This window comes from Veillonella sp. CHU732 (assembly GCF_003992085.1).
Lineage (GTDB): Bacteria > Bacillota > Negativicutes > Veillonellales > Veillonellaceae > F0422.
Genome location: NZ_RQVC01000001.1, coordinates 97,079 through 109,439 on the forward strand (window position 1 = coordinate 97,079; position 12,361 = coordinate 109,439).

At 37.4% G+C, this 12,361-nt stretch carries 15 protein-coding genes; 1 reads left to right on the forward strand and 14 read right to left on the reverse strand.

The window, feature by feature from the left end:
• Positions 1-8 precede the first annotated feature (8 nt).
• The 11 genes from EO121_RS00485 to cobU form a co-directional block, all read right to left on the reverse strand.
• Positions 9-371: an Asp23/Gls24 family envelope stress response protein gene (locus EO121_RS00485; protein WP_127165262.1), complete on the reverse strand. Its 363-nt coding sequence runs from the start codon at positions 369-371 to the stop codon at positions 9-11.
• A gap of 96 nt (positions 372-467) precedes the next feature.
• Positions 468-1,025, reverse strand: a complete 558-nt coding sequence (gene efp, locus EO121_RS00490; RefSeq protein ID WP_126939116.1) for an elongation factor P — start codon at positions 1,023-1,025, stop codon at positions 468-470.
• Positions 1,026-1,039: 14 nt separating this feature from the next.
• Complete coding sequence (locus EO121_RS00495; RefSeq protein ID WP_127165264.1) at positions 1,040-2,110, reverse strand: Xaa-Pro peptidase family protein; 1,071 nt, start codon at positions 2,108-2,110, stop codon at positions 1,040-1,042.
• A 74-nt stretch (positions 2,111-2,184) separates the two neighbouring features.
• The gene (locus EO121_RS00500) at positions 2,185-2,910 is read right to left on the reverse strand and encodes a pseudouridine synthase (protein ID WP_127165266.1); all 726 of its coding nucleotides are present in this window, start codon (positions 2,908-2,910) and stop codon (positions 2,185-2,187) included.
• Entirely contained in the window at positions 2,900-3,544 is a 645-nt protein-coding gene (locus EO121_RS00505; protein WP_127165268.1) for a histidine phosphatase family protein, read from the reverse strand. Before EO121_RS00505 ends, EO121_RS00500 begins: the two co-directional genes overlap by 11 nt.
• Before the next feature lie 8 nt (positions 3,545-3,552).
• Positions 3,553-4,650, reverse strand: a complete 1,098-nt coding sequence (cobD, locus tag EO121_RS00510) for a threonine-phosphate decarboxylase CobD (protein ID WP_164725810.1) — start codon at positions 4,648-4,650, stop codon at positions 3,553-3,555.
• 11 nt (positions 4,651-4,661) lie between these two features.
• Positions 4,662-5,540, reverse strand: coding sequence for a GHMP kinase (locus EO121_RS00515; protein ID WP_127165272.1), 879 nt, complete (start codon positions 5,538-5,540; stop codon positions 4,662-4,664).
• Between the two features lie 19 nt (positions 5,541-5,559).
• Positions 5,560-6,297 carry an adenosylcobinamide-GDP ribazoletransferase gene (gene cobS / locus EO121_RS00520; protein ID WP_127165274.1) on the reverse strand — a complete coding sequence of 246 codons (738 nt, stop codon included), beginning with the start codon at positions 6,295-6,297 and terminating at the stop codon, positions 5,560-5,562.
• Positions 6,298-6,304: 7 nt separating this feature from the next.
• Positions 6,305-7,282, reverse strand: coding sequence for an adenosylcobinamide-phosphate synthase CbiB (gene cbiB, locus EO121_RS00525; protein WP_127165275.1), 978 nt, complete (start codon positions 7,280-7,282; stop codon positions 6,305-6,307).
• Positions 7,282-8,802 (reverse strand): cobyric acid synthase, encoded by a 1,521-nt coding sequence (locus EO121_RS00530; RefSeq protein WP_127165277.1) that lies wholly within the window; start codon positions 8,800-8,802, stop codon positions 7,282-7,284. The genes cbiB and EO121_RS00530 overlap by 1 nt, the downstream gene beginning before the upstream one ends.
• On the reverse strand, positions 8,795-9,382 hold the full coding sequence (gene cobU / locus EO121_RS00535) for a bifunctional adenosylcobinamide kinase/adenosylcobinamide-phosphate guanylyltransferase (protein ID WP_127165279.1): 588 nt from the start codon (positions 9,380-9,382) through the stop codon (positions 8,795-8,797). Before cobU ends, EO121_RS00530 begins: the two co-directional genes overlap by 8 nt.
• A gap of 71 nt (positions 9,383-9,453) precedes the next feature.
• Here cobU and EO121_RS00540 point away from each other — a divergent pair, with 71 nt between their 5' ends.
• Positions 9,454-9,804 (forward strand): hypothetical protein, encoded by a 351-nt coding sequence (locus tag EO121_RS00540; RefSeq protein ID WP_127165281.1) that lies wholly within the window; start codon positions 9,454-9,456, stop codon positions 9,802-9,804.
• A 114-nt stretch (positions 9,805-9,918) separates the two neighbouring features.
• On the opposite strand, the gene EO121_RS00545 is transcribed toward EO121_RS00540, so the two are convergent.
• The 3 genes from EO121_RS00545 to thrB all read right to left on the reverse strand — a co-directional run bounded on the left by EO121_RS00545 (position 9,919) and on the right by thrB (position 12,360).
• Positions 9,919-10,422 (reverse strand): cob(I)yrinic acid a,c-diamide adenosyltransferase, encoded by a 504-nt coding sequence (locus tag EO121_RS00545; protein ID WP_009353784.1) that lies wholly within the window; start codon positions 10,420-10,422, stop codon positions 9,919-9,921.
• 64 nt (positions 10,423-10,486) lie between these two features.
• Complete coding sequence (gene htpX, locus EO121_RS00550) at positions 10,487-11,350, reverse strand: zinc metalloprotease HtpX (RefSeq protein ID WP_127165283.1); 864 nt, start codon at positions 11,348-11,350, stop codon at positions 10,487-10,489.
• 80 nt (positions 11,351-11,430) lie between these two features.
• Entirely contained in the window at positions 11,431-12,360 is a 930-nt protein-coding gene (gene thrB, locus EO121_RS00555; RefSeq protein WP_127165284.1) for a homoserine kinase, read from the reverse strand.
• Between the last annotated feature and the right edge of the window lies 1 nt (position 12,361).

Genomic DNA, 12,361 nt, shown 5'->3' on the forward strand with positions numbered 1-12,361 from the left:
CAAATCCCCTATGATATGGTACTTTCAAAAATAATATCTTGTACATAAATATCAACACTATTCACGGTAGCATCTGCCATAGATACAAGAGCACTTTTCACCCGTTCTTGTAACCGTAATGCTATATCTGGAACACGATATCCATAATACACTGCAATGTGTAGAGATACTTGTAATGAACCATCTTCCAAAACTTGTACTTTTACACCTTCCATGGCATTTTTTCTACCAAATAAGCTACTTACCGTATCTCCAAAGGTTGTGCTCATACCCGCAACACCTTTCGTTTCTAGTGCTGTCATGGTTGCAATCATTTCATAAACAGAATGATCGAACTGTATTAGTCCTTCAAAAAAGCGATTATCTTCCATATATTTACCAAAAAAAGCATTTGTCGTCCTACCACAGGCCAACAAATGCTTTTAATTACAATACTATACTAGTTGTTAAAAGATCAATTCTGTGGTTTAAGCACGTTCAATATATTGTCCAGTACGTGTATCTACACGCAATACATCATCTACTTCGATGAATAAAGGTACTTTTACAACATAACCTGTTTCTAATGTAGCAGGTTTATTACCACCAGTTGCAGTATCGCCACGGATACCAGGGTCAGTTTCAACTACACGTAACTCGACAGCTACAGGTAAGTCAATACCGATAACAATGCCTTGGAAGAACATAATGGATACTTCCATGTTTTCTAATAAGAAGTTTTTTGCGTCCCCTAATTGGTCAATTGTTAACTCAATTTGGTCATATGTTTCATTGTCCATGAATGTATATGCTCCATCGGACTCATATAAGAAAGCCATACGACGACGATCAACATGAGCTTTTGGCACTTTTTCACCAGCATTGAAAGTACGCTCTACTACTGCACCTGTTTGTAGGTTTTTTAATTTAGCACGTACGAAAGCCGCACCTTTACCTGGTTTAACATGTTGAAAGTCAACTACTTGCCATACATTACCGTCAAGTTCGACAGTTACGCCTGGACGAAAATCATTACTGGAAATCATTGTAAATCCCTCCATTACACATCTAGTTCTATTAAATCTTTAGGAGTTTTTGTGAGTATTTCACAGCCCTCCTTAGTAACTATAACTGTATCTTCAATACGCAATCCCATATGTCCTGGTAAATAAATACCTGGTTCCACGGTGACTACCATATTTTCTGTTAATATATCTTTGGATCTAGGTGATGCTATTGGTAACTCATGAATATCTAAACCAACACCATGACCTGTACCATGACCAAAATTAGAGCCATAACCTTGTTCTTTAATATAATTTCTACATACTGCATCCACTTCAGCGCCGGTAACGCCTTCTTTAATGAAAGCAACACCTCGAGTTTGTGCTTCTAGTACGATAGAATATAGTTTCTTTTGTTCATCACTAGCCTTACCTAACACAATGGTTCGTGTCATATCAGAGTGATATCCGCTATACATAGCACCAAAGTCAAAGGTAACAAAATCGCCTCGTTCCATCACTTTATCACTAGCTACCCCATGAGGCATACTAGAACGATAGCCCGATGCTACAATAGTTGTAAACGATGGCTCTCTAGAACCACGTTGTAACATTTCAGTTTCTAAGATGATTCGAGCGTCATTTTCTGTCATCCCCACTTTTAATTGTGGCAACATAGCTACAAATGATTCATCAGCAATGCGAAAGGCTTGACGCAAACATTGTAGTTCATCTTCGCGTTTTACAATACGAAGACTAGCAAAGTCAAAGGATAAAAATTCTGTTTCGTTTAATGTATCACAAACTTCTTGAAATACATCGACACTCATATAATTTCCTTCAAAGCAACATGTGGTTAACGTAATGTTGTATGAAGCTAGTATACTCTTGATAGTATCATACACATCCCCCGTATATTGGATGACCTCATACCCTTCACATTGTTCTTTAGCCTGTTCTGTATAACGACTGTCCGTTATCATATAGGCTTTGTCAGGGGTTACAAATGCCACTCCAGTGGTCCCTGTAAATCCTGCAAAGTAATGTAAGTTGATAGGACTAATGAGGATGGCTCCTCCATATGTTTCTTCTGTTAGGAATGCTTGCAAAGCGACTAATCCATTCATCGTCTCGCCTCCTTAAAAAGCATCAACTAATGATACCATATAATGCATAGTTATGACAAATTGAATAGATTCGATTAAACAATTTCTTTTTCTTCTTCTGTTAAATCTATGAATGTGCCCACTTCTTCAATAGAATCAAGGGCAATTCTATCGATAGCAATGCGTTGTAAGTACGTTACCATCCCACCACAGGCACCGATCATACGTTTCACTTGATGATATTTTCCTTCGTAAATCGTCAACTCACAGGAGTGAATAAGTTCACCCGACTCATTCATCACACTTTCATCGTTGTGTAAAGTTAATTGTGCTGGTTTACATTCTGTCCCATCCCCTAACACCATACCTTCTTGGATGCGACGAATACCTTCCTCGGACAATGTGCCACTATATTCAACATAGTAAGTTTTACCAATATTTTTTTTGCCATGAATAATTTTATGAGCCCAAGGACCATCATTCGTTAATAATAACAACCCTTCTGTATCTTTATCAAGTCGTCCCACAGGAAATACTTTTAAAGTTTGAAACTCTTCAGGAAGTAACTCCATAATAGTAGGATCTGTAGAATCTTCTACAGCTGTTACATATCCAGCTGGTTTATGAAATTTAATATAATATTCTAATTGTGCTTGTACAACTTGATCTTGAACCGTAACCACATCTATATCAGGATTGATATGAATATCCTTCTTCTTAATAATAGTGTTATTTACCTTTACAAGACCCTGTTTGATTAAATCATGTACTTCTTTTCTTGTACCAAAAGCCTTATGGGCTAAAAATTTATCAATCCTCACCGTAACCACCTTCTCTCACATGAGTATGCGATGTATCATTTAATATACAAATACGATTATAAGGAGATTGGTCACCCCAGAAATCCACCACACTAACAGCTGTATTCCCCTGTGCTAACCGCCATAAACAGTTCAATGGAATACCTGTTAATGCACATAATAATATGCGGATGGTTCCTCCGTGACAAACCACCAATAACCGTTCACCATCCTCCATACACGCCAGTTCTTCTAATAAACGAGTATAGGCACGTTCCTGCACCATTTCTACTGTCTCCCCATTAGGAATTGGTTTCTCTGACGGATCTTCATAAATGGCTTCGATTTGGCCAGGCCAGCGTTCATTAATTTCAGAATATGTTAAGCTTTCCCAGTCTCCAAAGTTAATTTCTCGTAATCCTTCTGTAAAAGTGGTAGGAATATATCGACCTTTTAGAATTTCTTCAGCCGTAACCCTAGCTCGTACTAGGTCGGAAACGAGAGCTCTATCAAAATGAACATCTCGTAATGCATCCCCAACATCCACAGCTTGGGCCATCCCTTTTTCATTTAAAGGTATATCGCTGAACCCTTGGTGCTTCCCAAGATGGTTCCAATCCGTTTCACCATGGCGAACAAAGTATATTTGTATCATAGTATCTCCTATTGTAATATAAAATATGCTCGTAAAGCTTGTAATAATTGTTCGTTTTGCTCTCTTGTTTTGACAGCCATACGAAACCAATTGGGGCCTAGCCCAGTATAGTGAGAGCAGTCTCTAATTAATATAGATTGATGATACAAGTGCTGAATCATATCTTCTAAAGAATACTGCTCATGTAGGTGACAAAGAATATAATTCACAGATGGTTCAATACATCGTAACGGTTCTATCTTTGTAAGTTCATGGTATAACCATTCTTTTTCTGTTTTTAGTACTCTACGAGTCTTTTGTACATAATCTATATCTTGTAGAGCCTCTTCGCTGTATATTTGAGCTATATGGTTTACAGACCAAGCAGGAATATGATCTTTGATAAATTGTATAATCATAGGGTTTGCCATCATCGCCCCAATCCGTAAACCAGGAACTGCGTAAAACTTAGTTAAAGAATGTACAACAATCACATTGTCATACTCTTTTACATAGTTTCGCATAGAATAGTCATCCCCTAAAAAATCAACAAATGACTCATCAAATACTAAATAGTGACCATTTTTCTTACAAACTTCAAATAGTTCGCCACTTCGATGTTTCCATAAAGTTCCACAAGGATTATTGGGGTTACCAATAAACACCAAATAATTTTGGGTCTGACTTAAATCATATAGCATTTGTTCCAACGGATACGAAAAAGAGAATACGTCCGCATCAAATTGTAATTCATATTCTATAACGGGTAGGCCACATGAATGAGCACCATGGCTATACTCTGAAAATCCAGGAGCGGGTACATACACAGCTTCTATTTCGGGCAATCGGCATATGGCATAGATTAATTCAGCTGCGCCATTACCAAAAGCAATGCATTCTTTTGGCATATTCCACAATTCGGATGTGATAGCAAAAAGGTTCGTCATATCTGGATCTGGATAATGTATCACATGTTGAAATGCCTCATTCATAGCATCCATCCCCTTGGCACTCATTCCCAAGGGGTTGATATTGGCACTAAAATCCAAAATCTGATCTAAAGAAGTACGTAACTGTCGGCTCGCTTTATGTACATTGCCACCATGTACATTCATTGTTTTCACCATCATAAGCTCCTTTATCGTTCCATGAAAGTAATTCCTTCATTTGTAGTTTCCACTATATCTATGAAGGTAAGATTTGGCAATTCCTGTTTTACTCGTTGCAAGCAGTGTACAATACTTGGTGAGTCCGGGGGAAATAGCAAGCCCAGTACGGTTCCACTATGGGCAATAATCGTTCCTATAGCATTACACTCCACTCCAATTTGATGTAATGCATATAAGTTTGCCTTTTGCAAAATACGTTGATTGCCGAAAGAACTAATGGTAGAGGCTTCACCAATAAGTTTCACATTATGCTTATGTATACCTTCTTTAAATTTTGCTAAAGCTTCTACCATCAACTCTTCTTTTTCATCAATTAAAACATCTAAATTTTGCTGATGGTTAAATTGTACCGTATCAATCGTACCACCTTCATCAAACATGACGATTCGGATGGGGGGACATGTGCCTAATAATTCACAACATGTACCATTTAGATAATCGAACTGAACAATACCAGGGTAAAAGGGAGCATCTGTAGGTTCGATTGATAAGCAGATTGATGCCAATTGCTCCATAGAAAGATCGTAGCCATGACTTTTTGCTGTAGCCACAGCGACTACACTAATATCGGCGCTACTAGAGGCCAATCCTTTGCCTTGTAAAATATCGGAATGTAAGTATACGGGCTTCGCCGTAGATCGATCGATTCCTAATGTATCCAATACCGTGATGTAAGCTTGATAGGCCTTTGACTGTAAAGAAATCGATGAAAGAGGAAGTGGATATTGTACATCACCAATAGCATAGGAATACCGATTAATAGGACAGGTTACTAGAAATCGTTGCCCTTTAATGGAGCCTTGAATAAATTCTCCACAAGTGCCTGGCGTTCTTACATAAAATGCCAACTCTACTTCCTCCTTTCATTTATATAACACTTACAATAATTGCGCCTAAAATGATAAAAATTTCTGATAATTCACATACAAATCCATATGTGTCCCCTGTAGTCCCTCCTAAATGTTTTGTCACATAGGAGTTAATGATAAGATTCACTGTTAAAGCAATGATATATAGATACGCATACAACCATTCATAGAAGAACAATGGTAATAATGCCAATACCGTTGCTACCGATGTGGCATACTTAGGGGCATTAGCAGCAAAAAATTTACCGATTCCTTCTGGTCTTGCATAGGGAAACTTTTGAATACTAATGACCATCGTATAGCGACTCAATATGGGCATACTTATCAGAACTATAGGTACCACTACAGTCGGTAGATTCACTAGTAATTGCCACTTTAAGAGTGTTAGAAATACAAAACCTACTACCCCATTACTCCCTACTCGGCTATCTTTCATAATCTCTAATTTACGTTCTCGATCGCGCCCTGAAAATAAGCCATCGCAGGTATCCATAAATCCATCTGCATGAAGTCCACCAGTAAATAGAAATTCAAAGATTACTAAGATGAGCATCAACAGTGACACAGGAAGATAGGGATTTGCCAAGGCGTACAAAGCCCACATAAAGGCGCCAATGACAAGTCCTACTAAAGGAAAATAGGTAACGGATGCGCCAAAGTCTTCTACTTTCCACTCTGTTTGGTTTACAATTTTTAAGCGTGTTAAAAATTGAAGTCCAACAAAAAATCCTTTCATGTTCCACCTACCATTGATTAATTACATATGTACTGACCATTGTTAACGCAACACCCAAGATAGAAACAGTATACATCAAATATATAGTTTGATAAATGTGTTTCCCTACCATAGATGTTATAGGGTCTCCCATATAGGCCCGAAAGGTGACTTTGTCATGATACACATTTTGTCCACCTAACCGAATATGTAAAGCCCCTGCTACGGGAGCCTCTGCATAGCCCCCATTAGGACTAGGATGTTTATGCGCATCACGAGTGGCTATACGGATGGCATGTTTCCAATCTTTGCCACAGAGAAAAGAAGCTATCACAAATAAAACACAAGTAATACGTGCAGGAATATAATTAACTACATCATCTAAGCGGGCTGCAAAACGACCAAAGTATAAATAGCGCTCATTTTTATAGCCTAACATGGAGTCCATCGTATTAATAGCTCGGTATCCAATAGCTCCCCATGGACCTAATAAGACAAACCAAAATAGAGGGGAAATAATGCCATCTACTGTATTTTCCGCTACTGTTTCAATAGTAGCTCGAGTAATTTCACTTTCATCAAGTTCACTAGTTTTACGACCTACAATCCATCCCACTTTACGGCGTGCTTCAGATATATCTTGTTTTCTTAACAAATTAGCAATTTCTATGCCTGCCTCTGCCAAACAGCGAGGGCTAATGGCAATATATAGGCACAATAAAGATACTATGAAATAGCCGATTGGATGTATGGTCCCTCCTATAAATAGGAGCCCTGTAACAATGAGCATCACAGTCATTAAGACTAGTAATACAGTAGATATCCCTAATAGTATTTGATTCTTTGCGATAGTATTCTTTTTATACAATAGATGTTCATAGAAAGAAATACAATTACCAATTAAAACAACAGGATGGTATTTACTTCTAGGGTCACCCACTAAAGTATCTAACAAAAGTGCCCCTAAAGGAATAAAATACTGAAGATGGTGTATAAACCATTCCATTAGTCTTGCTCCCATAATGATTGAATATATTCCATATCTAAATGTTCTTCTACAATCTTAGCTAATCGATTATAGGCAGATTCTTTATGTTCAAAGTAGCGGAATACAATATCTAATGGCTCTAATCCTTTTTTTGTACGCAATGCATTCAAGATTGAGCGACGTAATCCATCATTATCTAAAATGCCGTGAATATATGTGCCCATCACTTGACCATTTCTAGTGACAAAACCATCGATCACATCTACCTTATTATCACTACGCTTTTGAATATGGAAACAACGTTTTCCCGGTCCTACTGGCTGTGTATCTCCCATATGGATTTCATAGCCTACAAGATTTTCACCACTATAATTAGTACCTAAGAAAGATAAATCCTTTACATCAAAACAAACTTGATGTGTTAATTTTTCAGTTTTCATAGTAGTAGCTGTTGGAAGCAAACCTAAGCCTTTTAATTCAGGAATATCCCCTTCAATCCCTTCTGGATCATAAAGCATTTCTCCCAGCATTTGATTACCACCGCAGATCCCCAATACAGGTACCCCAGCATTTGCTAAGTCATAGATATCTTTATCATAGCCATGCTCCTGCAAGTACGATAAGTCAGCTAATGTATTTTTAGAGCCTGGTAAAATTACCATATCTGGATGGCCAATTGGCTCCCCTTGTTTCACAAAACGAACAGATACATCTGGTTCATAGGCAAGAGCATCAAAGTCTGTAAAGTTAGAAATTTTAGGAGTTTGCATGACCGCAATCGTAATCTCCTTAGATACACCTCTATATTTACTTTCTAATGCTACAGAATCTTCTTCATCAATATCAAGGTTTTCTATCGCCGGTACTACACCTACTACTTTTTTACCTGTTTTTTCTTCAATAAAATCCAATGCAGGTTGTAATAATGTGACATCACCTCTGAATTTATTAATGATAATACCTTTTACTAGATCTCTTTCATCTGGTTCTAATAATTCTAAAGTACCTATTACAGATGCGATAGCACCACCACGATCAATATCTGCAATAAGCATTACAGGAGCCTTTGCTAACTTGGCAACACGCATGTTTACAATATCATTAGCTTTTAAATTGACTTCCGCAGGGCTACCGGCACCTTCAATGACAATCATATCAAAATTTTCATCAAGATATTGTAAACTTTCTTTTACTTTATCTAAGGCTGTTAAGGAGTATTTTGTATGATATTCTCTAGCGCTATACACACCTACCGGTTTGCCCATTAACACAACTTGAGAGGACTGATTGCCTGTAGGTTTTAATAAGACGGGATTCATTTGTACAATAGGCTCTAGACCTGCCGCTTCCGCTTGCGCTACTTGGGCTCGCCCAATTTCATCCCCTGCTTTGGTAACATAGGAATTTAACGCCATATTTTGTGCTTTAAAAGGTACTGTTTTATATCCCTTATTATGTAAAATGCGACACATTGCTGTAGCTAAAATACTTTTACCTACATTAGAACTGGTACCTTGAAACATAATTTTTTTAGCCATGGTTGCTTACCTCCAATGCTTTTATATCTATCGTCATACCACTGATTGTCATATATGATTCATCAGCCTCTGCTGCTACCATTCGATTGACACGTCCCATAATATCTCTAAAAATACGAGCTAATTTATTTTCTGGAACAATACCTAAGCCAATTTCATTGGTCACAAAAATAACCGTCTTTTCATTGTTTCCCTTGTAGGATCGAATCACATCAAGTACAGCTTGTACTTCTGAAAGTATAGCTCTTTCACGACAATTTATATCTTCCTGAGATGTAAATTCACCATTTTCTAATAATAGATTAGTAGTCCACATCGTTAAGCAATCTACTAATACCACAGAACATTCATCTAATATGTTTTGAATCTCTTTACTTATGGCACAAGGAATTTCATAATTGTTCCAAATCATTTTCCGTCGTTCTTGATGTAAATGAATACGATACTTCATCTCTTCGTCATAAGCTTGCCCTGTAGCAATATATCCTTTTTGTCCTTCTTTAGATAAAGCTAGTGTTTCTGCAAACTCACTTTTGCCACTACGGGCACCACCTGTACAAAATATGATACGATTTTTCATAGTATACCTATACAAAGTTGCCCTTTATCAGTTATCATATGTACTATACGTTCATTATAAAGGAGACAACTATGGAATTATTAAATTTAGACATCCAATTAATGGCCACTCTATGGGAAAATACCTATCGTGCAGCCATAAAAGATCAAAATGGAATTTATGTAGCCTCTGTACGCATTATCGTAAATGTTCCACTTTCACCAGATCGTTTACCACCTAATGCACCAAAAGCAGATCCACAGTTATTTGTATTAGTAGAAGACGCTGTGATGGAATCGGAAGATATTATTCAGTTTGAAACTTTATTATCCGTTCACATCCGAGAAAAATTTAAAAATGAAATCGATCAGATATATTTCTTCTATCCAAGCCCTGAAGATGTGCTAAACAAAACTGTAGATGTACAAGAAGTACAACATTAATCACAGTAACTACATACATAGTATTATAGCACATCCAAGAAGATTTGATAGAAATAATCTAAGAGATACTAAAAGGAGGTACCCAACATGGAGTACCTCCTTTTATATCGTATACTATTTCACTTCATCTTCTACGCGCGCTAAGATAAATAGCAAGTCGGATAAACGATTTAAATAACGAAGATTCGACATATGAATCTCTTCTGTTTCTCCTAACTTCCATAGGTCTCGTTCTGCACGGCGAACGATAGTACGACCTAAGTGCAAGAAACTAGATGTTTTGCTATCACCAGGTAAAATAAATTTAGATAGGGGCTCTAATTGTTCATCAAATTTGTCGATGATCTGTTCTAAATTAGTCACGTGCTCATCTGTAATAGTAGCTTCTTGTCCCAAACTAGAGATATCAGCCATAATCATCCATAGTTCTTTCTCAAGCTGCAATAATGTGTCTTGTACTACCTTTTTGTCAGAGTACGCTCGAGCTACTCCAAGAAAGGCTTGTGCCTCGTCAATTGTTCCATACGTACAAACACGTTGAGATGCTTTACTTACACGTTCACCAGTATATAAACCAGTAGAACCTGCATCGCCTGTTTTCGTGTACACTTTCGCCATAGTATACCTCCTTAACAACTAGAAACCTTACGATCTCTGTAACATAAGATATGCATTGCTCCCTTTATATGCGACTCGCTATCTCACGCAAACGTTGAATACGACTTTCTGTAGATGGATGCGTGCTAAATAATTGAGTCATAGTAGAAGAAATTCCACTTAAAGGATTAATGATAAACATGTGTGCTGTAGATGATACGCGGCTTTCGCTTTGACCAGGAAGCACACCAAATTTAGCATAATGCTCAATTTTGGCTAATGCGGATGCTAAGGATAATGGCTTTCGACTCATCATCGCCCCTTCTTCATCTGCTAAATATTCACGAGAACGTGAAATAGCCATTTGAATTAAGCTAGCTGCCAATGGGGCTAAAATAATAGTGCCAAGTAATGCTAAAGGATTAGAATTCTCCTCATCATCACGGCCTCCAAAAATAGCTGCCCATTGTAACATATTCGCCACCATAGCAATAAATCCTGCCATACTGGCTGCAATAGTACTAATTAATGTATCTCTATGTTTCACATGAGAGAGTTCATGAGCTAGTACACCTTCAATTTCATCATCTGTTAATAAGTTCATAATACCTGTTGTCACAGCCACTGCTGCATGTTCTGGGTTGCGACCTGTAGCAAATGCATTAGGTACTTCCGATTCAATAATATACACCTTTGGCATCGGTAACCCTGCATTATGAACTAGTTTTTTTACAATATTAAAGATGGTAGGATTGTTTTGCTCGTTAATTTCTTTTGCATCATACGCACGTAGTACCATAGATGCACTATTCCAATAGGTATAGAAGTTGATACCTAAGGAAATAATAAACATCAGTATCATTCCTGAGTGACCTCCGACCATTTGACCGATCACCATCAATAATCCTGATAATAATGCCAACAAGGCTGCTGTTTTTATATTGTTCATGTATTCCTCCTACTTAGATATATTATAGAATATATATACTTAATTATATCATATACAGTTTAAAAGAATCATGAAGTGTTCTACTCATATTTAATTTTCACAACTTTAGCACCTTCACGGTCTGCATGAAGCACAAAGCGACGACAATCAATGTCGTGATTCATAAAGACAGAACTCATAGCATCTGCCACTGTCACTGCATGTTCTGGAGAGCAATAGGCAATTAAGGTAGAACCTGAACCACTAATAGTAGACCCATAGGCCCCATGATTCTTAGCTGCAGTAAATACATCATCACAATAAGGAATCAAGGTTTTACGATACGGTACATGTAGATAATCCTGTAATGCTACAGATAAATTATCCATCCTATTTTGTATCATGGATCCTACAAATAATGTGGCAAATCCTACATTGGCAACAGCTTCTTTATAGCTTAACTCCGTTGGCAATACGCTTCGCGCATACGATGTTTCTACAATCACTTCTGGTACCACTACAGCAAAGGTTAAATTACTTGGTACATCGATATGGGAATGGAATACTGTATCATTCCCACCAACAGCACAGACTAAATTTCCCATAATAGCCGGCGCTACATTATCAGGATGCCCTTCCATATCATTGGCAATGAGCAATAATTGATCTTTATTTAAAGGTTCTTGTAAATAGGCATTGGCTAATAGCAACCCTCCCACAATGGCAGTAGAACTACTGCCAAGACCTCTTGATGGTGGAATTTGTGTATTAGAATGAATACGTCCGTATATAGGTGTAGTATTCACCTCTTTAAATACTCGCTCCATAGCAATACCCACTAGATTTTGGCTATGATCCTCTTTTTCCAATAAATCAGCACCAAAACCTTCAAAAGTATATGTATTAGATGTAGCTTCTTTATCAGGTTCAAAAGTAAATACATTATATAAATTTAATGCTACTCCTAGACAATCAAATCCTGGACCGCAATTGGCACTCGTAGCCGGTACTTGTACCGTAATAGATTTCATG